The 22300-nt window shown below is 60.2% G+C and carries 21 protein-coding genes and 2 tRNA genes; 10 read left to right on the forward strand and 13 right to left on the reverse strand.

Annotated elements, in window-relative coordinates:
• The first annotated feature begins 345 nt into the window (after positions 1-345).
• Entirely contained in the window at positions 346-1506 is a 1161-nt protein-coding gene (locus OOZ52_RS01415) for a hypothetical protein (protein ID WP_274696699.1), read from the forward strand.
• A 577-nt stretch (positions 1507-2083) separates the two neighbouring features.
• Positions 2084-2677, forward strand: a complete 594-nt coding sequence (locus OOZ52_RS01420; protein WP_274696700.1) for a hypothetical protein — start codon at positions 2084-2086, stop codon at positions 2675-2677.
• A 15-nt stretch (positions 2678-2692) separates the two neighbouring features.
• Here OOZ52_RS01420 and OOZ52_RS01425 read toward each other — a convergent pair whose 3' ends face one another.
• Positions 2693-3556, reverse strand: coding sequence for a mechanosensitive ion channel family protein (locus tag OOZ52_RS01425; RefSeq protein WP_274696701.1), 864 nt, complete (start codon positions 3554-3556; stop codon positions 2693-2695).
• 110 nt (positions 3557-3666) lie between these two features.
• Here OOZ52_RS01425 and OOZ52_RS01430 point away from each other — a divergent pair, with 110 nt between their 5' ends.
• Positions 3667-5298: a lysine--tRNA ligase gene (locus OOZ52_RS01430; protein WP_274696702.1), complete on the forward strand. Its 1632-nt coding sequence runs from the start codon at positions 3667-3669 to the stop codon at positions 5296-5298.
• Between the two features lie 6 nt (positions 5299-5304).
• Here the strand turns inward: OOZ52_RS01430 and OOZ52_RS01435 are convergent, their stop codons facing one another.
• From OOZ52_RS01435 to OOZ52_RS01445, 3 genes are all read right to left on the reverse strand, one after another.
• Positions 5305-5988: a prolyl hydroxylase family protein gene (locus OOZ52_RS01435; protein WP_274696703.1), complete on the reverse strand. Its 684-nt coding sequence runs from the start codon at positions 5986-5988 to the stop codon at positions 5305-5307.
• 134 nt (positions 5989-6122) lie between these two features.
• A complete protein-coding gene (locus OOZ52_RS01440) occupies positions 6123-7220 on the reverse strand; it encodes an RcnB family protein (protein ID WP_274696704.1) in 1098 nt (365 codons plus the stop codon).
• Positions 7221-7554: 334 nt separating this feature from the next.
• Positions 7555-7992: an FKBP-type peptidyl-prolyl cis-trans isomerase gene (locus OOZ52_RS01445; protein WP_274696705.1), complete on the reverse strand. Its 438-nt coding sequence runs from the start codon at positions 7990-7992 to the stop codon at positions 7555-7557.
• Positions 7993-8638: 646 nt separating this feature from the next.
• Here OOZ52_RS01445 and OOZ52_RS01450 point away from each other — a divergent pair.
• On the forward strand, positions 8639-9130 hold the full coding sequence (locus OOZ52_RS01450) for a hypothetical protein (protein WP_274696706.1): 492 nt from the start codon (positions 8639-8641) through the stop codon (positions 9128-9130).
• On the opposite strand, the gene ettA is transcribed toward OOZ52_RS01450, so the two are convergent.
• Positions 9123-10796, reverse strand: coding sequence for an energy-dependent translational throttle protein EttA (ettA, locus tag OOZ52_RS01455; protein WP_274696707.1), 1674 nt, complete (start codon positions 10794-10796; stop codon positions 9123-9125). The two genes, OOZ52_RS01450 and ettA, sit on opposite strands and share 8 nt — an antisense overlap.
• Before the next feature lie 131 nt (positions 10797-10927).
• On the opposite strand from ettA, the gene OOZ52_RS01460 reads away from it, so the two are divergent.
• A complete protein-coding gene (locus tag OOZ52_RS01460) occupies positions 10928-12310 on the forward strand; it encodes a M20/M25/M40 family metallo-hydrolase (RefSeq protein WP_274696708.1) in 1383 nt (460 codons plus the stop codon).
• 59 nt (positions 12311-12369) lie between these two features.
• Positions 12370-12446, forward strand: a tRNA-Ile gene (locus OOZ52_RS01465).
• 16 nt (positions 12447-12462) lie between these two features.
• Here the strand turns inward: OOZ52_RS01465 and OOZ52_RS01470 are convergent.
• Positions 12463-12867 (reverse strand): thermonuclease family protein, encoded by a 405-nt coding sequence (locus OOZ52_RS01470; protein ID WP_274696709.1) that lies wholly within the window; start codon positions 12865-12867, stop codon positions 12463-12465.
• A 163-nt stretch (positions 12868-13030) separates the two neighbouring features.
• Here OOZ52_RS01470 and OOZ52_RS01475 point away from each other — a divergent pair.
• Positions 13031-13107 (forward strand) — tRNA-Pro (locus tag OOZ52_RS01475).
• A 62-nt stretch (positions 13108-13169) separates the two neighbouring features.
• Here OOZ52_RS01475 and OOZ52_RS01480 read toward each other — a convergent pair.
• From OOZ52_RS01480 to OOZ52_RS01490, 3 genes are all read right to left on the reverse strand, one after another.
• The gene (locus OOZ52_RS01480) at positions 13170-14201 is read right to left on the reverse strand and encodes a LacI family DNA-binding transcriptional regulator (protein ID WP_274696710.1); all 1032 of its coding nucleotides are present in this window, start codon (positions 14199-14201) and stop codon (positions 13170-13172) included.
• An 81-nt stretch (positions 14202-14282) separates the two neighbouring features.
• On the reverse strand, positions 14283-15281 hold the full coding sequence (locus OOZ52_RS01485) for a polysaccharide deacetylase family protein (protein ID WP_274696711.1): 999 nt from the start codon (positions 15279-15281) through the stop codon (positions 14283-14285).
• 13 nt (positions 15282-15294) lie between these two features.
• Positions 15295-16989, reverse strand: coding sequence for a sensor histidine kinase (locus OOZ52_RS01490; protein ID WP_274696712.1), 1695 nt, complete (start codon positions 16987-16989; stop codon positions 15295-15297).
• A 218-nt stretch (positions 16990-17207) separates the two neighbouring features.
• On the opposite strand from OOZ52_RS01490, the gene OOZ52_RS01495 reads away from it, so the two are divergent.
• The 3 genes from OOZ52_RS01495 to OOZ52_RS01505 all read left to right on the forward strand — a co-directional run bounded on the left by OOZ52_RS01495 (position 17208) and on the right by OOZ52_RS01505 (position 19251).
• Positions 17208-17672 carry an Lrp/AsnC family transcriptional regulator gene (locus OOZ52_RS01495; protein WP_274696713.1) on the forward strand — a complete coding sequence of 155 codons (465 nt, stop codon included), beginning with the start codon at positions 17208-17210 and terminating at the stop codon, positions 17670-17672.
• Complete coding sequence (locus tag OOZ52_RS01500; RefSeq protein WP_274696714.1) at positions 17669-18100, forward strand: GFA family protein; 432 nt, start codon at positions 17669-17671, stop codon at positions 18098-18100. The genes OOZ52_RS01495 and OOZ52_RS01500 overlap by 4 nt, the downstream gene beginning before the upstream one ends.
• Positions 18101-18339: 239 nt before the next feature.
• Positions 18340-19251: an OmpA family protein gene (locus tag OOZ52_RS01505; RefSeq protein WP_274696715.1), complete on the forward strand. Its 912-nt coding sequence runs from the start codon at positions 18340-18342 to the stop codon at positions 19249-19251.
• Positions 19252-19336: 85 nt separating this feature from the next.
• Here OOZ52_RS01505 and accC read toward each other — a convergent pair whose 3' ends face one another.
• The 4 genes from accC to OOZ52_RS01525 all read right to left on the reverse strand — a co-directional run bounded on the left by accC (position 19337) and on the right by OOZ52_RS01525 (position 22268).
• The gene (gene accC, locus OOZ52_RS01510; RefSeq protein WP_274696716.1) at positions 19337-20695 is read right to left on the reverse strand and encodes an acetyl-CoA carboxylase biotin carboxylase subunit; all 1359 of its coding nucleotides are present in this window, start codon (positions 20693-20695) and stop codon (positions 19337-19339) included.
• Between the two features lie 16 nt (positions 20696-20711).
• Positions 20712-21179, reverse strand: coding sequence for an acetyl-CoA carboxylase biotin carboxyl carrier protein (gene accB, locus OOZ52_RS01515; protein WP_274696717.1), 468 nt, complete (start codon positions 21177-21179; stop codon positions 20712-20714).
• Positions 21180-21315: 136 nt separating this feature from the next.
• On the reverse strand, positions 21316-21750 hold the full coding sequence (aroQ, locus tag OOZ52_RS01520; RefSeq protein ID WP_274696718.1) for a type II 3-dehydroquinate dehydratase: 435 nt from the start codon (positions 21748-21750) through the stop codon (positions 21316-21318).
• A gap of 104 nt (positions 21751-21854) precedes the next feature.
• Entirely contained in the window at positions 21855-22268 is a 414-nt protein-coding gene (locus OOZ52_RS01525) for a holin family protein (protein WP_274696719.1), read from the reverse strand.
• Positions 22269-22300: the final 32 nt, after the last annotated feature.

The following is a 22300-nucleotide window of genomic DNA, read 5'->3' on the forward strand; positions in this document are numbered from 1 at the left end:
TGAGAACGAAATGTAAACATCGAGGGCATTCGCCCCAACAAATATCCCCGCCAATCAGGCGGATCCGTGGTACGCGAGGAGAGTTACGGCTTTGCCGATGGCAGTGAGTAATGCTGCACTGTCTCTGCTATATGGTGTCAAACGGTCAGGTGTCGTGCGTAATTGTGAGCCATCGCGGCGCGTGAATTCGGCATATTTCCGCCATAATTGCGCTCGCCTCACCGCAGCGCGCATTCTGTTCGCCTGATTTCCAATCTCTCAAGATATTGAAATATAAACATTAAAATTTTGACTGAACGATTGTTCAGGAAACTCGACGAAAATGTGGCGCGTTGGTTGGGTGTTATGAAGAAAACATACACACTCGCTCGTTGTGCCACTTCCGCGATTGCTGCGGCAGTGGCCTTTGGTTCCACGCAGGCGGCCGCTCAGGACGCATCTGGAGAGGCTCCGCAAGCTGCGGAATCCGGTACAGTTGCCCCTGCCGAGCAGCCGATCCTGCTCAACCCGATCAATCCGGGGCAGCCGGTCATTGTGACGCCGCTTCCTCAGGAGGCGACGGAGCCTGCGCCGGCTGCGGAGCAGAGCGCTACACAGCGCAACATTTCCGCGCCCGTGGTGCAAGAAGCGCCGATTGAAACCGCATCAATGGCGGACGAGACCGCCGCAACCGAAACCGCTGACGCGACCGCTCCCGCTACGTCCTCAGCAACCCGTGCGACTGCAGCCCAGAGTCAGCCGACGATCGCGACACCTGCGTCTGCGGACACAAGTGAAAGTGCCCTGATCGGCGATCGCGTTGAGGCTCCGCTCGATAGCGAAACCGCTGTTCTACCACCAGTTCCAGCCCAATCGGTGAGCGACATTGCTGCAGCGTCTGACAATGCTGCCGCTAGCGGTACTGCCACCCTGATGACGCCCGAAGCGCGCTATTTGCTGTTGGGCGGCGGTGGTCTCGTGGTTCTAATCCTGCTCGGCATTCTCGTTGCCCGTAAGCGTCGTGTGCCCCCTGCAAAGCAGGCGCGCATTGCAACGATGCAGAATGCTAAACCTGCAACCGCAAAGCCGGTGATGGCAGAGTCGCTGCCAGCGACTACGGCAACCCACATTGCTGAGCCGGTGGTATCGGCTGAAGAGGCGGACATGGCTTTCGTGACCCCCGGCGCGGAAAAGGAAGCGGTGGCAGTGTCAAACGTAACGCCAATGGCGACTTTCACTCCTAAAGATAAAGGCACCGAAGGGCCCGCGACCGCAGGCGCATCCACACCGCTTCCGCGCAGCAAGCCTGCAACGTTGGAAGAGCGCGTGGCGCTGATCGATCGCATCGCCAATGCGAAGCCGGACCGGGCCAATCCCTTCAGCTCGATGAAGGCGCGCCGTCGTCGGGCAAGGCTGATCGTGCAGTCGCTCGATCGCAAGTTCCGCAATGGCTCGTTTATCGACTTTAGTCAGTATCCGTCGAATTGGCCGCATCTTGCGCGCCGTGAGGAAGCAATTGCGGCTTAGGCTCGCAATCGATTGACCTGGCTATGGGAGAGGCGGTGTGTCTGAGGGCATGCCGCCTCTCTTTACTTGCGATTACAAGGTTGAGCGAGCCGGCAATCCGACCGCAAAATGCAGCCGTTTCGTCGCAGCTCGGGCAATGCTGTGATGCATTCTGAACAATTGTTCAGGCGGGCGTCACGCAAGATGCGTATGGGCTTTGCCGATGTCGTCACGCCAAATTGCACTCGCCTTGGTTCTTCTTATGGCGCCCGCTTCTGCCGCAGCGCAGGATACGGGCACGCCTGCGCCCGTACCGACGCCGATAACGCCGGTGCAAACGATCCCGAGCGACTTCAGACTCGATCCGGGTGAAGGGGAGCAGGCGCCTCAGGAGCCTGGTCCAGTGCCAAGTTCCACAGCATCGACAACGCCCCAGCCAGCGGCGACCTCGGCACCCGTTGTTCAATCTGTTCCTGAGGATGCTGGAGCGACACCTGCTCCACAGCCTTCAAGCCGGACGGGGCGGACGCAAGATCCGGCTACATCGGTTGGTCCACAAGTTACGCCGCAATCGCCTCAGCCAACTGCAACAGAGGGTTTGAATCCACAGGTAGTCCCTACCGCAGAGGCTCCTGGCGCGACTGCCGGACCTTCGATCAGCCGTACACAAGATGGCGTTCCTTCATCTGATGCACCTGAAACGCAGGGCGAAGGCTGGGGCTACTGGCCAGCGATGCTGGGCGCGTTGCTCGCCGCCTTGCTCGGTAGCTTTGTGTGGTTCAGGCGTCGCCAGAGAGAGGATGCCGAAACCTTGGTAGAGCGGCCGCAGGTGATCCAGGCAGAGCCTTCCAAGGCACCGGAAATGCCGAACTCCTCGACCGGATCGCTCAGTCCAACGAGCCAAGACAAGGTGGCCGACACTACCATCGGATCGCTCGTCTCCGCAGGGTCGGTCAATCCCGCGACGCTCGTTTCGACCGGCCAACCGCGAAACCGGCAGATGCTCGGGCATGGCGAGCCTACTCCGCAGACCCCGCCTTCGTCCGCTCCTACAGGCATGGTCACAACCAATCTTGCCGCCAAGCGCCGGGCCGAGGCCGAAGCTATCGAGAAGGCCCGGCGGGAAGTGCAAGAACGGCAAAAACAATCACAGGTCAGGATCAACCGAAGCATCAACTTCGACTGGGGCTAAATCTGCGCGGTAAGGTCAGTCGATTGTCTGCTGTTCGACGCGCAGGGGCTCGGGAAACATGTTGGTGACGATGGGGAACGGGATTTCGATGTCTGCTGCATCGAGGCCCTTTTTGATCGCCTTGATCGCCTCGCTCTTGGTTTCCCGGAGATCGCGAGATGAGGATTGCGCATACCAGCGGACGAGGAAATTGATCGAGCTGCCTCCAAATTCGTCTGCAAAGACATCTATCGGACGATCCTGGACCAGGGCATCTACCGTCTGCATCGCTTCACGGATTACCCGCTGCGCCAGTTCCAGATCGGCATCATAGCTTACGCCAACGACCACTTCGTTGCGGCGTACCGTGTCGTCTGTCAGAATTTCGACCGCGTTCTTGAATAGTATGGAATTGGGCATGACTGTCAGCTCGTTCGATAGCTGACGGATGTAGGTTTCGCGCAGCGTGATCTTTTCAACCTTGCCCAGCACTCCTTCGCACTCGATCAGATCGCCAATACGCATTTTCTCGCGGAGCATGATCAGTACCCCGGCGAGGAAGTTCTCGAAAATATCCTGAAATGCAAAGCCGATGGCGAGTGCGCCGATTCCAAGGCCAGCGATCAACCCGGCTGGCGTAAAGCCGGGTATCGCCACGATCAGCGCGAGCATGATGCCCAGAATCCAGACCGCCAATTTGGCGAGCGTATGAATCAACTGTCGCAGGGATGGGCGCAGATCCGCTTTGCCGACGATCTTGTCGGCAATCTTCGTCGCAAAGTTGGCCACAAGGGCGGTCAGGATGAGGACAACCAGCGCGATCGCCAGGTTGGGCAGCATGGCGATCAAACCTTGCCACATGTCGAAGACCTGACGCTGCAGGGTCTCTATGTAATTCAAAACGTGCTCCGTCCATAAAATGGGTTTGCTTTGCCAACGGCAGGGGAAACGCCTTGTTCCGAAATGTCTTCGCACTTGCGAAATGGACGTGCTTGGGCAAAAGGCGGCTTATGACATTCAGCACCGAACTCATCGAAGCAGCTCGCAATTCCAAGGCCTGGCCCTTTCAGGAGGCCCAGAGGCTGTTCAAACGCTATCGGGACGGAAAGCCCGGTGGCGAGCCTGTGCTGTTTGAGACGGGCTACGGTCCGAGTGGTCTGCCGCATATCGGCACGTTCCAGGAGGTCTTGCGTACGACCTTTGTGCGCCGTGCCTATGAGATCGTTGCTGCCGATGCGGACGGCAATCCCGCGTCGACGCGGCTTGTTGCATTCAGCGACGATATGGATGGTCTGCGCAAAGTGCCTGACAACATCCCAAACAAGGCTGTGCTGGAAGAGAACCTGCACAAGCCACTCAGCCGCATTCCCGATCCATTCGAGAAGTACGAGAGCTTTGCCGCGCACAACAACGCAATGCTGCGCGAATTCCTCGACCGCTTCGGCTTTGACTACGAGTTCGTCGCCTCAAGCGATCGCTACAATTCGGGTGCGTTCGATGATGCTCTGCGCGGTGTGTTGCGTAATAATCAGGCGATCCTCGACATCATGCTGCCCACACTGCGGGCGGAGCGTGCGGCAACCTACTCGCCGATCATGCCGATCAGCCCGGCGACGGGGCACGTTTTGCAGGTCCCGGTCGAAGTGGTGGACGCCGACGAAGGCATTGTTCGCTTCACCGATGAAGACGGCAGCGTTGTCGAGCAGAGCGCGCTGGGCGGCATGTCCAAGCTGCAGTGGAAGGTTGACTTTGCGATGCGCTGGGTCGCGTTGGGCGTCGATTATGAAATGTATGGAAAGGACCTGACTGACACCGGCGTGCAGTCGGGTCGGATCGCTAAGGTGCTTGGCGGGCGCAAGCCTGAGGGGCTGATTTACGAGCTGTTCCTCGATGCCAATGGGGAGAAGATATCCAAGTCGAAGGGTAATGGCCTGACGATCGAGGAATGGTTGACCTACGGTAGTGAAGAGAGCCTTGGCCACTACATCTACGCCAATCCCAAGAGCGCGAAGCAGCTGCACGTCGGCGTGATCCCGCGCGCGGTTGACGAGTACTGGCAGTTCCGCGGCAACATTACCGATCAGCCGGTCGACAAGCAGATGGGTAACCCCGCGTGGCACCTGTTGCGTGCCAACAGCGGCGGCACCGCAAATCCACCTGCGGGTGCTGGTGATACCCTGCCCGTGACCTACGGCCTCCTGCTCAACCTTGTCGGTGTGCTCGGGGCGGAGGCTGATCGCGATCAGGTCTGGTCCTACCTTGGTAACTACGTGGAAGACGCACGGCCAGAGGCGCATCCGGCGCTCGATGTGCTTGTGGAGAAGGCGCTCGCCTACAACCGGGATTTCATCGCCCCAACGCTCGTCAAGCGCGCGCCCGAAGCGAACGAGGCAGCGGCACTCAAGGCGCTCGATGCGCGGCTGGCAGAGGTTCCTGCGGATATGCCTGCCGAGGACTTGCAGACCATCGTTTACGAGATCGGCAAGGATGAGACCTTTGCATTCGAGTCCCTGCGTGACTGGTTCAAGGCGCAGTACGAGACGCTGCTCGGTTCTGCACAGGGCCCGCGTATGGGTAGCTTTATCGCGCTGTATGGCGTCGAGAATACGCGCAAGCTGATTGCCGAGGCACTCGCTCGCTAAGCGCGGTCAGTTCCAGCTCTTCGTCCGGTACCATTTGGTGATGATGTACTTGCTGCCCTGCTGAACGGGGCGGCCGGCGTGCATCGTCATCGTGTTGGTAATGCCATCGGGCTTGGCGTTGTTCCATGCGAGCAGGACGCCCGGCTTGGGTTCGATCGAGATGCCGATATCGGTGAACTCGGTCGCGCCGCCTGCTTCCACGTCATTGAGGAACACCATCGTCGTGTAGCTGCGCTGGCCGCCACGGCCCATTTCCAGATCCCAGTAGCTGGTGTTCGGATGGAACCAGTCATGATGCGGCTGGAATTCCTGCCCCGGCATATAGCGCTGGCCCTGCACGGTCTCGCCAAAGCTGGAATCTACGCCGAGCAGATCGTCGATCCGGCGGCTGATCTTCTTCACGAAGGGATCGTGCGGATCGACATCGCCCGAATAGCTGGTGCGGTATCCCGCCGAATAGTCGATATCGAACACCTGGCTTGGCCGCGCGGTGGCATCGATCAGCTCCATCATCTTGCGGCACTCGTCCGCCGTCATGAAGTCGCCGACAGCGTAGAGCTCTACCTCGTCACTCGGCACTTTGTAGGCGGCGGGATTGTCGGCCAGTCGTTCGCGCACGCGTTTGCCGACGCTCTTCAGGCCCGCCTGATCGGCATTGGGCGGAAACTCACTCTTCGTTTCGGTGCTCATATGGGTAAGAGCTTTTCCACCCGATCAGCCTGTAGGCAAGCCCCTTTTGCCCAGCTACGCCAAAACCCCCCGCCAACAGGGCGACGGGGGGCCATTACCGGCCACTCGCTCCGGCAATGTGAGGAGAGCTGGCGTTACCAGAAGAAGTCGTAGATCACGTCCACCACTTCGCCGGTGTAGATATCGACCAGCAAGACATCGTCGTAATAGCGCACCCAGCGATAGGGGCCGTAGACCTCTGGCAGGCGGTAATGCCACGGGTCATTGATCCAGTACCGGCTGCCGAAGAACACGTTGTCCAGGTAGAAGCCGATGCTCAGGCGGCGATAGCTGTAATTCCGATAGGGCGAGTAATAGCGGCCCAGACGGAACACGTTGCGGTTGTTATAACGATAGCGGTTCCAGTTGTAGCGGTTGTCGCGACGCCAGTTGTGGCGATCCCAGCGGCGATAGTCGCGTCGCGCATCACGGCGGCCTTCGCGATAACCTTCCCGATAGCGGCTGCGGTCGTGCGAGCGGTAGTCACGCCGCGCATCGCGGCGGCCCTCACGATAGCCATCGCGGTACCGGTTGCGGTCACCATCACGGTAACGGCGGTCACGATCGCGATCACGATAGCGCCGATCGCGACCTTCATAGGAGCGGTTGCGATCACGGTCGCGATACTGGCGACGATCCCGGTCGCGGCTGCCATAGCTGCGATCCCGATCACCCCGCCAACGCTGGTCGCGGTTACGCTCGCTACGCTCACCCCGGTTGCGATCAGCACCACGGTTCCTATCGCGGTTGCGGTCTGCACCGCGGTTCCTGTCACGATTGCGGTCTGCACCGCGGTCCCGATCACGGTTCCGATCAGCGCCGCGATTGCGGTCACCACGCTCGGTCCGGTCTCGGCGGTTCTCGCTGCGATCACGGCGGCGATCCTGTCTGGCAGGCGTGGCGCGCGGCGGTGCAACCATAGCCGGGCTAGCATCCTCCCGGTCAACCGCGCGGCGACCACCACCATTGCTATCCGAACGGGTTTGGCGACCACGGGCGCGTTCATTGCGACGTTCTCCGCGCGAGCGCTCACCGCGTTGGCGGCGGTCTTGTCGGTCTGCGCGATCACCCCGGTCTTGTTCCAATGCGCTATCGGCGCCCGCATCGGCAGCGACAGCAGGCGCGCTAGGCGCGAGCATGAAGGCTGCGATGGCGGCGAGGCCGCTTGATTTCAGTAAGTGTGCGAGTTGCATTGCAACATCTCCCTATGTTGACCAATGCCGCCCGAGTGATGCGGCCCAGTACGCTGTAATGTCGCAAGATGTAACGAGTCGGCATGAGCGTTAACTGAACCGCCTTGCTTGCTTAACGTTAAGGTTCGGGGTGACTTTGCTGAACCAATTGTGTGCTTCGCGAGCCGTTCTCCCAAGTGGAGCGGCGAACCTGTTACACCTGTTACACTGTCCTGAAGCTAAATCTCTCGCATGCAAAAAGGCGCGCCTAACCGTCCGATCAAGCGCGCCTTTGTGTGTGGTCTAAGCTCATAGCCGCCGCTGTGAAGCAGAGCAGGGCCTGTAGGAAAGTGTCTCAGGCCGCAGCCTTGATTGCACGCAGCGTCACATCGAAAGTGATGTCTTCGCCGGCGAGCGGGTGGTTGCCGTCGGCCTTCACCGTTTCCTCGCCCACTTCGACGATGGTCAGCACAACTGGCTGGCCGTTGGGCCCTTGTGCCTGCAATTGCATGCCCGGCTGCGGAGCGGGTTCTGCGGGCAGCTGGGTGCGCGGGATATCGACAATCGCCTCGTCACGGCGCGGGCCGAAGGCATTGTCGGAAGGCACGGTGACAGACTGCTCGTCTCCCACCGCCATATCGGCGAGCGCGGCCTCGACCTGCGGGAAGATCTGGTTCTCGCCCAGCTTCACCTCTTGCGGGCCGGTCTGCTCGGTATTGCCGACGACGGTGCCGTCACCCTTCTTGACGATATAGTCGATGGTCACGGTGTCGCCGCTGTTGGGAGTAGTCATGGAATTCCTTGGAAGTTGAGTGTTCGCGGCGCGAGCTTGCGCGCCGACCGGTACACGCGCCCGCGTGTCGAGCGCCTTGCGAGGCTATGTGGGGACCGGGGCGGGGGGAGTCAAATTTCTGACGCTGAACATCTAGAAAGGTGTTCTGGGGAAAACTCCGGCTTGCGTGTTGCTAATTTGTTCCGGAAGAGGCATGGTGATGCTTCGATCCTCATTGAAGCGTTTGGTAAGCGCCCATCAAGTTGAATCGAGATTGGCGGGTGGCAACCCCAGTCCCCAAACTGTCCGATGGGCAGTCGGATTGGCTCCACACACCAGACCGCCAGACTGAAGCAGATGCATATGTGGACGTCAGCCCGGAAGCCACCGACGGGGGTCAATCCGAAACGTGGCCGCGAATTCCGCTAACCTTTCAGGTCAGCGGCGCGCCGCGACCTGGGAGATCGGTCATGCCGAAATTCCAAGTCGAGGTGAAAGTTGAGACGAGCATCGACATTGCTGCCATCATCAGGTGGTTTGCGGTCGCGATCTGGCTCTTGACTTAACCGGGGGGCGGGGAAACCCGCCCCTTTTCGCATCAGCCACTAATTTTGGAATTTGCCGGGACGCTGTCCCATGTTGTTATCGACAGATTTTGTGGGGTAAGATGAGCGACGAACCTGACTATTTGCCGGACGAATGGTTGATAGAACTAGGGAAGGTAGTGAAGGCTTGGGCAACATTCGAGAGAATGTTCGATCTGATGCTGCAGAAGCTCGCTGGTTATAATGACCCGATCGATCCTTTTTTCACGATCCTTACAATCCACTCAAGCTTCCCCCAACGTCTCGACATGTTTGCGTCACTCTGCGAGGCGCATCTCCACGAAAGGCCGCACTTGGCCGAGTATAAGGCGACATTGAGAGACGTAAAGGAAGCTCAACGCCTCCGGAACATGTTCATGCACCAGCAAATTGGGCCGTACGAAAATGACCAGATGGTGATCAGCAAGATGTCCGCTAGAGGCAAGCTGAAAATGGAGTTGCGACCAGTCGAGTTATCCGAAATCACAGAGGCACATGAGAAGATCTTTCTCGCGGGACGGTCAATCTACAAGCTCGTATTGAACGCCGCTCCGTGGGAAGATGGTCTCACCTAGTCAGCTTCTTATACTGCACCCGGCTCGGACGATCCGCTGCGTCGCCAAGACGCCGCCGCTTATCTTCCTCGTAAGCCTCGAAGTTCCCCTCGAACCACTCCACGTGGCTATCGCCTTCAAACGCAAGGATATGCGTCGCAAGCCGATCCAGGAAAAAGCGGTCGTGCGAGATGACCACGGCGCAGCCGGCGAAGTTTTCGATGGCGTCTTCCAGTGCGGAGAGCGTTTCCACGTCGAGGTCGTTTGTCGGTTCGTCCAGCAGCAGCACGTTGCCGCCTTGCTTCAGCATCTTCGCCATGTGGACGCGGTTGCGTTCGCCGCCGGAGAGTTTGCCGACGTTCTTCTGCTGGTCCGGGCCCTTGAAGTTGAATGCGCCCACGTAAGCACGCGTGCTGGTGTCGTGGCCGTTGACCTTCATGTAATCGAGCCCGTCGGAGATTTCCTCCCACACGTTGTTCTTCGGGTCGAGGTGGTCGCGGCTCTGGTCGACATAGCCTAGGCGCACGGTGTCGCCGATTTCGACGGTGCCTTCGTCGGGCGTTTCCTTGCCGGTCAGGATCTTGAACAGCGTCGATTTACCCGCGCCGTTGGGGCCGATCACGCCGACGATGCCGCCGGGGGGCAGCATGAAGCTGAGGTTTTCGAATAGCAGCTTGTCGCCGTATGCCTTGGTGATACCCTTGGCCTCGATCACCTTGCCGCCAAGGCGCTCGGGCACCTGGATGACGATCTGCGCCTTGCCCGGCTTGCGGTTGCCCATTTCCTCCTGCAGCTGGTCGAACTTGCGGATACGCGCTTTCGACTTGGTCTGGCGGGCGGACGGGGTTTGCCGCATCCATTCGAGTTCGCGGGCGAGGGCCTTCTGCTTGCCCGATTCCTCGCGGCTTTCCTGCTCGAGGCGCTTGGCTTTCTTCTCGAGATAGGTCGAGTAATTGCCTTCGTACGGGTAGTAGGAGCCGCGATCGAGCTCGAGGATCCATTCCACCACATTGTCGAGGAAGTAGCGATCGTGGGTGATCATCAGCACGGCGCCGGCATATTCCTTGAGGTGGTTTTCGAGCCACTGGACGCTTTCGGCGTCGAGGTGGTTGGTCGGTTCGTCCAGCAGCAGGATGTCCGGCTTCTGGATCAGCAGGCGGGTGAGCGCGACGCGGCGCTTTTCACCGCCCGAGAGGTTCTCGACCGAGGCATCGGACGGCGGGCAGCGCAAAGCTTCCATCGCCACCTCGAGCTGGTTGTCGAGCGTCCACCCGTCCACCGCGTCGATCTTGTCCTGCAGCTCGGCCATTTCCGCGCCCAGCGCATCGAAATCGGCGTCGGGCTCGCACATTTCGGCGCTGATAGCGTTGTAGCGATCGACGAGGTCGGCGGTCTCACGCGCGCCGTCTTTCACGTTTTCGAGTACGGTCTTGCTCTCGTCGAGCTCGGGCTCCTGCTCAAGATAGCCGACGGTGATGTTCTCGCCCGGCCAGGCTTCGCCCGAGATATCCTTGTCGATCCCCGCCATGATCTTGATCAGCGTGGACTTACCCGCGCCGTTCGGGCCCACGATGCCGATCTTCGCGCCGCGATAGAACTGCAGGTTGATGTTCGACAGCACCGGCTTTTGCGCACCGGGGAAAGTCTTGGTCATGTCCTTCATGACAAATGCGTATTGAGCGGCCATCGGGCGGGTCCTTCGTATTCGTAATTCGGTGGGAATCTGTTGGCAGCGCAGATAGGGCGTTGCGACGCTATGGGCAAGGCACTTGGCAGATGGCTTGGCAGCCGGGAATACATGGTTTAGCCCTGCCATCCATGAACAAGACCATCCTTGCGCTCGCCGCGCTTTCGCTTGCCATTCCCACCAGTGCCGCTGCCCAGCGCTACGACCATCGTTATTCGCTGGAACCCGGCGCGCATGATGAAGTGGCATGGGATTTTCTGGAAGGCATCACCACCGAAGTCGGTCCGCGACTTGCCGGTACGGAAGATGAAACGCGGGGTCGCATCTGGGCGATAGATTGGCTGCGCAGGCACGGCTTCCAGAACGTTGCGGACGAGCCTTTCATGCATAACACCTGGGTTCGCGGGGAAGAACGCGCGCGGCTGATCGGCGCGGGCGCGCAGCCACTGATCCTCACAGCGCTGGGCTATAGCGGCGCGACGCCAGCTGAGGGCATCACCGCAGGGATTGTCCATTTCGAAACGGTCGCAGACCTGCGCGAAGCAGACCGCAGCGAAGTGGAAGGCCGCATTGTCTACATCGGCAACCCGATGCGCGCAGCACAGGATGGATCGCATTACGGCCTGTTCGGCTCGCCGCGCCGTCAGGGACCGGGCATTGCTGCGCAAAAGGGTGCTGCGGCCATCGTGATCCGCTCCATCGGCACCGATAATGACCGCCTGCCGCATACCGGCGCAACCAGCTGGCCCGATGGCGTTACGCCCATTCCCGCCGCTGCACTGAGCAATCCAGATGCCGACAATGTCGAGCGTCTGATCGAGCGCGGCGAGACGCTGACGATGGAGCTGGTGCTGACGCCGCAGTTTCTTGGCATGACGCAGAGCGGCAATGTGGTGGGAGAAATTGTCGGGCGCGATCCTTCGTTGCCGCCGGTCCTGCTCGCATGCCACCTCGACAGTTGGGACAATGGCACGGGCGCGATTGACGATGCCTCAGGCTGTGCAATTGCTGCTTCGGCCGCGCTCCATGCTGCCGAGGGTGGCCAGCCGCTCCGCACCATCCGTGTGCTGTTTGCGGGAGCCGAGGAAACCGGCCTCTGGGGCAGCCGCGCCTATTCCGAAGCCCATGCAGGCGAGGAAATCGGCGTGGGTCTGGAAAGCGATTTTGGAGCGGGCCTTATCTGGCGCCTGGAGACGAATTTCAGCCGTAGCAACCCGGCGCTGTTCCAGCAGCTTGCCGATGCAACGATGCGCTATGGCGTTCTCCCGGCGCCGCAGATCACCGCGACCGGCGGTGCAGACCTGAATATCGTGCGCGATCAGGGTGGGGCGATTATCGACCTGCAGCAGGATGGTAGCCGCTATTTCGATCTGCACCACACCGCCAACGATACGCTCGACAAGGTCGATCCGGGCGAGCTGGCGCAAAATGTCGCGGTATGGAGCGCGGTCACACGCGTTCTGGCGAACCATCAGGGCAGCTTCCTTGGCGCAGAACCGTTGCTGGGCGATTGAGACCGCTTGCCGAGCGGCGCAGCACCCATTAGGGGCAGCTCCGCACGAAGGGATGGTTGGGGCCTGTAGCTCAGTTGGTTAGAGCTGGCCGCTCATAACGGCTAGGTCGCGGGTTCGAGTCCTGCCGGGCCCACCACTCCTTTCGTGTGATCTCAGACAGACCGCGATGCGGCGAGGGCGGGGCAGTCTGCTGCCACCAGTCCGTCATCATCCCACCGTTCGACATACCACGCCTGCCCGGCTGCGAGCTGTGCGCAGGCGACGTTGGTGCCGCTTGCGTAAACAACGCCGAGCGTTCTGCCGTAGCGATCCTCTCCCAGCCGGATGATGGTCAGATCCGCGCCTTCGACGATTGCCTCCATCGTGCGCGTAGAAGCGTGCCCGTCCCCTTCCACGCAGCGCCTGCCCGCGCGGCAGGCCCGCGTTTCGGGTGCGTCGATGCCGGTAATGCGGATGCGTTCGTCACCACAGCGGATCGTATCACCATCGGTGACAGTGCAACCGCTGACGGGCGCGGCAGTGAGAGTGAGGGCGGAAGCGATGATGGGGATAAGCATGGGCGCGGCCTAAGCGGCTTTGCCCGGGGAGTACGCGGCCATGCATGTCCAAAGCGGAGGCATTGGAATAAGGGAAAATACGTAGGGATTTGCGTTTTACCCTGCGGATTGCGCTTTTAGGACTTGCACCAGTGCGGAGCAAAATCTAGGGGCCTCTGCGGTCCGGGGAGTGGCGCAGCCTGGTAGCGCACCTGTTTTGGGTACAGGGGGTCGCAGGTTCAAATCCTGTCTCCCCGACCAGCTTCCAAATTTTTGGAGGCACAACCGTGATAGCGAAGGGCGAGACCCAATTAGCCCTTCGCCTATCCCGGCTTCTTCACGCTTTGCCGTTCTACCAATCGCACCGGCGCGCGAGGGCGCGTGCCTTCTGCGGTTTCGCCGAGAGCAAATTCGACCAGCAAAACGCCTGCGCGGGCGAAGTCCGGCTCGATTGTCGTGAGTGGCGGGCTGGAATGTGCGCCACTGCCGAGCCCGTCGAAACCAATCACACTGACATCGTCTGGAACCGCGAGGCCTTTCTCGCGCAGAACTTCGAGCACGCCGAAAGCCATCGCATCGCACGAGCAGAAAATGCCGTCGAACTTGCGCCCGCTTTCAATCAGGCTGCGCGCTGAACGGCGGCCTTGCGCGGCGCGGGTTTCACCTTCTTCGAAAATGGCAGGACCGCTTTCAAAACCAAGCTCGTCAGCCAGCGTACAATAGGCATCGTACCGTTCGCGGAATTGTGGTTGGGATTCCCGGGTGTCGCCGATGAAGGCTATCTTGTGGTTGCCGCCGTCCAGTAATCGCTGAACAGCGACGCGCGCACCTTCACGATTGTCCGAATCGACGCGGCGATGGTCGACATAGGGAGAGCCCCAGCAAGCGACGTCTTCGCGGTTCAGAATGGCATGATGATGCGCCCAGGCGGCGTCATTGGTGCTCGTCCCGATAAGAACAACCGCATCTGCCTGCCGCGTCTCGACAAAGTCGCTGTAGAACTGTTCGGACGAGGATTGGAAAGAGACGAGCGCCTGATAGCCTTTGTCTGATGCCGCTGCGCAGACACTGCCAAGCAGATTGTAATGAAACGGATTGATGCCGGTCGCCTCGACGCCGGGTTTGGTGATGACCACGATGGCAATGGTACTGGTCTTTCCGCTGCGAAGGCGAGCGGCGCGTGAATCCACGCGATAGCCGAGTTCGTCAGCGGCCTGACGCACTTTTTCGCGCGTGGCGTCAGTGATGGATGTGTCGCCCGATAGTGCACGCGATACAGTCGACTGATTGACTCCGGCGCGCTCTGCTACCTCGAAAGATGTGACCCTGTGTGTGGGTGGTGTCTGGTTCGGCATCCCTGTCCTGCACTTGCTGTTTTCAGCCTATGGGTACTGCATAAGACAGCTTCGCACGTGAAGCGAGGCCCAAGAGCAGATCTATCTTTCGATGGATAGCATCACGTCTTTCACGCTCGACGATTTGACCCCTCGCTGACGTAGATAGGCGAGCACGCGGCGCCACCAGTCGTACAGATTGTCGAGATCGTTTTCGGTGCGCACATAAGGCGTATCGCCCGGGCGCAACGACGGACTGTGGAATGAAAAGACCAGCAGCGGGGCCCCGTCATCCAGCGCCATATCGATCCCGCGAATAGCCTCTTCTACGCTCACCCCTTCGGGCGTGAGTGGTACGCGTTCGAGCATGCCGAGTTTGGACAAGACGCCGCGCATAGAAGGCATCCGCCAGAGCCGGGGGTAAATGAAATCGCCCTGGTGCCGCAGCATCCCCCAGAAGGTTGAAGTAAGTGGGAGTTCGAGCAAGGTGTGCTCATCGTCCACCCAGTACGGATGGATGGGAAACCCGCGATAGTCCGGCCCGCCGGCAGAAGAATAGTCGAACTTCGGCCGAACCGAGCTGTCAACGGCGATACCTTGCTCTGCCAGCAGTTCGGCGGTGTTCGCTCCGGCTCCGTAGCGACCTGCACGATAGATCAGCGGTGCAATCCCGAAATTGTCTTCAATCGCGTCACGCAGTTTGGTGAGCTTTGCTCTTTCGAGCTCGCGCGGCAGATTGCCGGCGAAGGAATTGGTCTGCGTCACATCTTCATCATAGGGCGGATTGACCCACGGATGCAGCTGGACACCGATTTCGGCACGGCCATCCGCCAAGGGCGCACAGAGTATCTCGCGAGCCAGTTTGGAATTGGCGATGGGCCAATCGACCAGGTAGATCGGGACGATACCCTGGCGTTCGCAAAACTCCTGGAACTTAGACAACCTGCCCACGTGGTCGACGCCATGCGTGTCCCGCGAAAGCGGCTTGTTCCAATCGAACTCTTCTTCTGTATCGACCGTGAGCAAGCAGCGGGGAATGCGGTCGCGAAACCGCGCATGGCTGCTAACCGGTGGCGGATCGAGCAAGCTCCGCATCGGCACGTCTTCTCCCCTGTTAGGCGGTCTTTGAATCGCCTGTGCGTCCCGAACCCGCGCTATGGTCACCGGCTGTGGCGGTCAAGGCAGGAAGCAAGAGTGTTACACGATCTTTTTTACATTTAAGAGTCCCGCCTGTCGCTTCGGCTTCGGCTTGCGCCAGTTTGAAGGCGAAGTCGGGTCCGAACATACCTGCACTAAGTGCCCTCTCGCGCGCGGGATCGCCAGATGGGCGTTGGCCAGTAGCGGATTTTACAAGCAGCGATTGCGGTACTTTCAGGCGCAGTTTTACACGTTTGCCATTGCCGGACAGGCGCAAGGCGATCTGCTCTCCGGGGCCGAGCGCGCCTGCAGCTGTTGCCAGAATACGCCAGCACAGCGCCATCGCTTCCGGACGAGCCATCGCAACGTCGAACGGCGATCCTTTCACGCGTAGATCGAACCCGGCGTTGCGCGGGCGCAGCACTCCCTGCAACCGTTGTGTCGTTTCCGCGACCACGCTGCGCATGTCGGTTTCGCCATCTTCCAGATGCATGGCACCGGAATCAAGTTTCACCAGCCGGTCCACCTCGTCGAACGCTGCAAGCAACTTGGCCGCGTCGACCGAGATTCCTGCGGCATGGGCGCGGTATTCGTGTGGGGCAGGGCCGAACAACTGCTGCTGGATGATTTCGGCAAACCCCTGGATGGCGTTCACCGGCGTACGCAATTCGTGCAGGACCTGCCGCATCTGGTCTCCGGCGCTGTCCTGCTCCGATTCTGACTGTGCAATCACCGGGCGGCGCAGACACCCGCGATAGCCGTTGAAACGCCCGTTGAGTGGATCGAACAGCGGAGCCGCATCCAGCCGCCAATCACCGCTGATTTCCGGCGCGGCGTCAAGAGTGACGGGTGCAGAATGGACGGGTTGCCGGTCTGCAAGATCGCGCGCAGTTGGCTCGCCCATTTCCACCAGCATGCCGGGGCGCGGTGATGTCAGCATCAGGCCAACGACCAGCGGAGCAATCGGTCCGCTCGCCCAGGTTACAGCGCCTGACGCATCGCTGGCGAATTCGAAGCCAAGGAGCGGGGTGTGCTGGATATCGTCTTCGCCAAGCGGCAATCGCGGTGCAACGGGGCGGGTGCGGCGATCCTCCCGGAACTGTTCGATCCGGCGCAACAGGGCGCCAATGCCTTCGTCTTCCTTTGCTTCCACCGGAACAGGTGCCGCTTCGATCGGCGAGGCAGCCTGAGACGGTGCGGGAGCAGGGGCCAGTGTCGGGTCTTGAACCAGCGGATCAGGCAGCACCAGATCCTGCACGCCCAGTCGAGACAGCAGCGCCTTCACTTCAGTGGACAGGTCCCTGCGGTGCCGCAGGAAGCCGCGCGCATTCACGGGCAGCGTCGGAATAAGCTCCAGCCATTGCGCCTCGGTGAGTCTCGCGGTCGCCATTGCGGAGGCAGCGGGCTTCGCATTTCCATCCGCTAAAAAGGCCACCAGCTCGCTGTTGCGTAGCCTCAGGCCCGGTTCGCGCAGGATTCGCGACTGCTCTTCCTGCGGCAATTTCTCCATGATCTCGCCCAACCGGGCATAGGCTTCGTCAGCCAGTGGGCTGTCGGTTTCCTCGCGGGATGTTCCCAACAGGTCAAGTAACTGCCTGAATTGCGTGCGCAATCCGCCTTCGCTGTCCGTGCGCATGCGCAGCACAGTGGCAAGGCGATCATCGAACTGCATTCAGACTCCAGCTTGGCGAAGGTTAAGGAATTCCTACCTCGCCTTAGCGGGAGTACGCCGCAGGCACATGCACACAGCGCAGCGCGTTGCAAAAAGGGACAATTGCGTTCATACACAACAATTGTTCCGACAGTTGTTGTATTACGTGCCGGATATTGCCTGCTTCGGTAAGCAGGTTGCACGAAAAGCACGTGTAAGATTCACATGGGGGCTGACTGATGTCGACGCTCGATTCGATTGATCGCAAATTGCTTGCGGAGCTGCAGGCAGAGGGGCGGGTAACCAACGTGGATCTGGCGCGGCGCGTCGGACTGACCGCACCGCCATGTTTGCGGCGGGTTCGCGCGCTCGAAGACGAGGGCGTCATCCGCGGCTATCACGCTGACTTGAACGCTTCCAAACTGGGTTTTGCGATCACCGTGTTTGCCATGGTTTCACTGCGCAGCCAGGCAGAGGAAGACCTGAAAGCGTTCGAAGAGCATATCAACCTGCTCCCCGAAGTGCGGGAGTGCCACATGCTCAACGGCGAAATCGACTTCATCCTGAAGATCGTCAGCCGTGATCTTCAAAGCTTCCAGGAATTCCTTACCAGCAAGTTGACCCCTGCACCCAACGTGGCGAGCGTGAAAACTTCGCTGACGATCCGCACTGCGAAATACGAACCGGGAGTGCCGCTGGGATGAGCGGCGAGCAGTTGCAAGGCCATTGCCTTTGTGGCGCGGTGAAGATCACACTGTCCGATCCCAAGGATCACGTCGAGTATTGTCATTGCGACATGTGCAGACATTGGACCGGCTCAAACTATCCGGCGTTGGAAGGCGCGTCGTTTAAACTTTCCGGCGAAGAACACATCGCCACCTACAAATCGAGTGAATGGGCCGAGCGTGCCTTCTGCAGCAAATGCGGCAGCAACCTCTGGTACAAATTCCTGCCCACCGGCAATCGCAGTTTCCTTGCCGGCCTGTTCGACGGAGCGAGCGATCTTCCCGTCGGCCGTGAAATCTTCGTAGAAGAAAAGGTCCGTTGGGGCGAGATCCCTGGTGAACATGATCGTCTGACCGGAGAAGAGGTTATCGCAGAGGCAAAGGCTGCCGGCTTCAGCTTCGATTGACGTTTTCCGGTTCGTTCGCGTTCTTCACAGGGGCCAATTGTAACCATTCGTCGCATTATCGCCTCGCGCGGACGCTAGTTGGCGAGGAGCGTGGAACCGTTAATCGTTACGCGAAGTTTGGCTCTTCATCGGGGCGGCGTGTTACAAAATTTACGTTTCACGCCCTCTGTAGACGGGGATGAGTTGAGAATGGCTTGGCAGGTCGCGACTGGGCCTGCCGGGACTGGAGGAGTACAGTAATGAAGACGTTTTCCAACATGCGCACGGGCGTTGCTATGTTCGCTTTGCTCGCGGTGCCTGCCACCGGCAGTGCTGTCGCGCAGGAGCTGGAACCGGCACCGGTGACGCAGAATATCAATGTTTATGGCAGCTTGCCGACAGACCTTTCGGGCCTCCCTGCGGGACCGGAATTTGACGGTTTCATCTCGTCGCGAACAGGAAACGAGATCGAAGTCACCAGTGCAGACGGCTCGGTTACGAGCTTTGTCGTTGGTGCGATCACCGACATCAAGGCGCGCGGCGGTTTCCTTGGTCTTGGTCGCAGGGAACTGACCACCGCATCTCTCTACAATGGTTTGCCTGTCAGCGTGCAGACGGTTCAATGGGAAGATGGACTGCTGGCCAGCGAGATCCGTTTCTCCGCCAGCGACTATGAAACTGCGCAGATGGTTCGCAACGGCACCGAACAGCGTTTCGCCAACAACGAAATGGCGATCGAAGAGAACGCTGCGGCGGCAGAAGCCCTGCGTGGCCGGGTTGCCAACATCGACCAGTACAACGTCATGGGCGTGACCAATGTCTATTTCGACACCGCCCGCCACAATATCTCGCCGATTGCGCAGCAGGAGCTCTGCCAGTTTGCGACCGAGGCTGCAGCGGTTGATGGCGCGCAGCTGATTGTCGTTGGTTACACCGACAGTGTCGGCAACCAGGAATACAATCAGGCGCTGAGCGAACGCCGCGCTGAAGGTGTGGTCAACTATCTGCAGCAGGAATGCGGCTGGGCGCCGTGGCGCATGATGACGCCGACGGGCATGGCCGAATCTGATCCGGCAGCCGACAACACCACCGCAGCCGGCCGCGCACAGAACCGCCGTGTTTCGGTCAACATGCTCGTGAGCAAGGCTCTCGACGAAGGCATGGGCGGCTGAGCCGTTTGAAAGCGAAGCATAAACGAAAAGGGCGGGCCAACTACGGCCCGCCCTTTTTCATTTGAGCTAGCAAAATCCGGTTTGCCTACTCGCCCTTTGCCTCGCGCGCGGCCAGCCATTCTTCAAGCCACTTGATCGTATAGTCGCCGCTAATCACGTCCGGCTGGTGGATAAGCTCCTGGTGGAGTGGGATCGAGGTTTTGACACCTTCGACTACCATTTCCTCCAGCGCGCGGCGCAGGCGCATCAGGCAGCCTTCGCGGTTGCGGCCGTATACGATCAGTTTGGCGATCATACTGTCATAGTAGGGCGGGATCGAATAGCCGGCGTAGAGCCCGCTATCGACGCGGACGTGCATGCCGCCAGCCGGGTGGTAATAGCTGATCTTGCCCGGGCTCGGGGTGAAATTGAACGGGTCCTCCGCATTGATGCGGCACTCGATCGCGTGGCCGGTGAATTGCAGGTCTTCCTGCGCCACAGAGAGCGGTTTGCCATCGGCGATGCGGATCTGCTCGCGCACTAGATCGAAGCCGGTGATTGCTTCGGTTACGGGATGCTCGACCTGCAGGCGCGTGTTCATCTCGATAAAGTAGAACTCGCCGTCTTCCCACAGGAATTCGATCGTGCCTGCACCGCGATAACCCATGTCGGCCATAGCTTTCGAGACGATGCTGCCCATCCGCTCGCGCTCTTCGGCGTTGATCACGGGGGAAGGGGCCTCTTCGAACACCTTCTGGTGGCGGCGCTGGAGCGAGCAGTCCCGCTCGCCCAGATGGATGGCATTCCCGTTACCGTCACCGAAGACCTGGAACTCGATATGCCGCGGATTGCCGAGGTACTTTTCGAGGTACATGGTGTCGTCACCAAACGCGGCCTTTGCCTCGCTCATGGCGCGCTTCACCAGCGGTTCCATCGATTCCGCATCGGGAATGACCTGCATCCCGCGTCCGCCACCGCCGGCTGCAGCCTTGGCGATGACTGGATAGCCGATCTCGTCCGCAATCCGGCGCATGTCGTCGAAGTCGGAGATCGCGCCGTCCGAACCCGGTACTAGCGGGAGGCCGAGCGCGCCGGCGGTCTGCTTGGCGGCGACCTTGTCACCCATGGTGCGGATATGTTCGGGCTTGGGGCCGATCCACTTGATGTCGTGCGCTTCTACCACGTCTGCGAAGTGGGCGTTCTCGGACAGGAATCCGTATCCCGGGTGGATCGCATCAGCATCGCTGATCTCGGCCGCCGAGATGATCGCGGCGATGTTGAGATAGCTCTCGCTCGCGGCGGGCGGGCCGATGCAGATGGCATGGTCAGCCAGCCGCACGTGCATGGCATCGGCATCGGCAGTGGAGTGCACCGCGACTGTTTCAATGCCCATTTCATGCGCCGCGCGGTGGATGCGCAGGGCAATCTCCCCGCGATTGGCGATTAGTATGCGCGAAATGCCCATGTGGTCAGCAGCCCCCTCAGGCGACGACGACGAGCGGCTGGTCGAACTCGACCGGAGAGCCGTTCTCGACGAGTAACTGCTGCACCTTGCCATCGGCGGGCGCGGTGATAGGATTCATGACCTTCATGGCCTCTACGATCAACAGAGTGTCACCCTTCTTCACGCTGTCACCGACCGACACGAAGTTAGGCGCGCCAGGTTCGGGAGCGAGATAGGCAGTGCCCACCATCGGCGATTTTACCGCATTGGCGGCGTCCGAGCTGTCGCCAGCATCGGCCGGAGCCTCTGCCGCAGGCGCCGGGGCTGCTGCTGCCGGAGCCGCTGCAGGAGGGGCGGCCACCGCTGCCGGGGCAGGCGCCGCTGCAGCGGTTACATTGCGCGCCACTCGGATGCGCTTGTTGCCTTCTTCCAGCTCGATTTCGGTGAGGCCGGTGTCGGCCAACATCTCGGCCAGTTCGCGAACCAGCTTCGGATCAACAGTCATGCCGCTTTTGCTAGCGGCGCTTCCCTTCTTCTCGGGCATGCAATCCCCAATGCATTGTGAATGTGAGTGGCGTGGGGGCTAGACCCGCTTTGAGGCCAAAGCAAGGCTTTGCGCGGGTTTTCGACCCCACTCGATTTTACAGTTTTGCGGCGGCGTCCAGTGCCATCTCGTATCCGTATGCACCAAAGCCAGAGATAGAGCCGACAGCTCCCATCGCGACATAGCTCTTGTGGCGATAGGCCTCGCGCGCAGCGGGGTTGGAGATGTGCACTTCGATCACCGGAGTACGTATCGCGCGGATCGCATCGTAGAGCGCCAGGCTGGTGTGGGTGAGGGCGCCGGCGTTCAGGATGATCGCCTTGGCACCATCGGCCTGGGCTTCGTGCATCCAGTCACACAGGTGGCCTTCATGATTGGACTGGCGCATTTCGACTTCGAGTCCGAGCGCCTTGGCCTTTTCCTCGCACCGCGTGGCAAGATCATCGAGCGTTTCCGCGCCATAGACTTCGGGCTCGCGCACGCCGAGGAGGTTGAGGTTCGGGCCGTTCAATACGAATACTGTGTCAGTCATGCGCTGCCCTTAGCCGCTGATGCGGGGCAGGGCAAAGGGCAAACGCATGCTTTTGTCGGGTCTTTTGCGGGCAGGGGTGTGACAGGTGTGATAGTGTCCTGAGGCTATTTCTCCACGCCCTTCACTTTGCCCCACTGGCGCGCGGCGGTGTAGCCGAGATAGCCGGTGCCAAATAGCGCGTAGAGCGGCTCGGGAAGGCCGCCGAGATAGGCATTCATGCCCGTGCCGATATCGCGCGCGATCACCGGGTTGAACGCGGCCAGCACGCCCATCGGCAGGGCGAACAGGATCATCGTGTACATGACATAAAGGAAGCTCGGCCGCGCGCGGCTAGTCCACGGATCGTGACTGTTCGCCTCGGCGATAATTGCTGACAGCCGCGCTTCGATCATCGCCATATCCTGCGTTCCTTCGAGCTTGATCAGCTCCAGCTTGGCTCGCTCGCGCGCCTCTTTGTCGGGAATGATCTTGTCGATGATGCTTGCGATCGGGCCGATCAGGGATTCAAGAATTGCCATAGGGGGTGCTCCGTTGCGGTTGGATTCGCAGA

It is taken from the genome of Aurantiacibacter sp. D1-12, from assembly GCF_028858515.1.
Lineage (GTDB): Bacteria > Pseudomonadota > Alphaproteobacteria > Sphingomonadales > Sphingomonadaceae > Alteraurantiacibacter.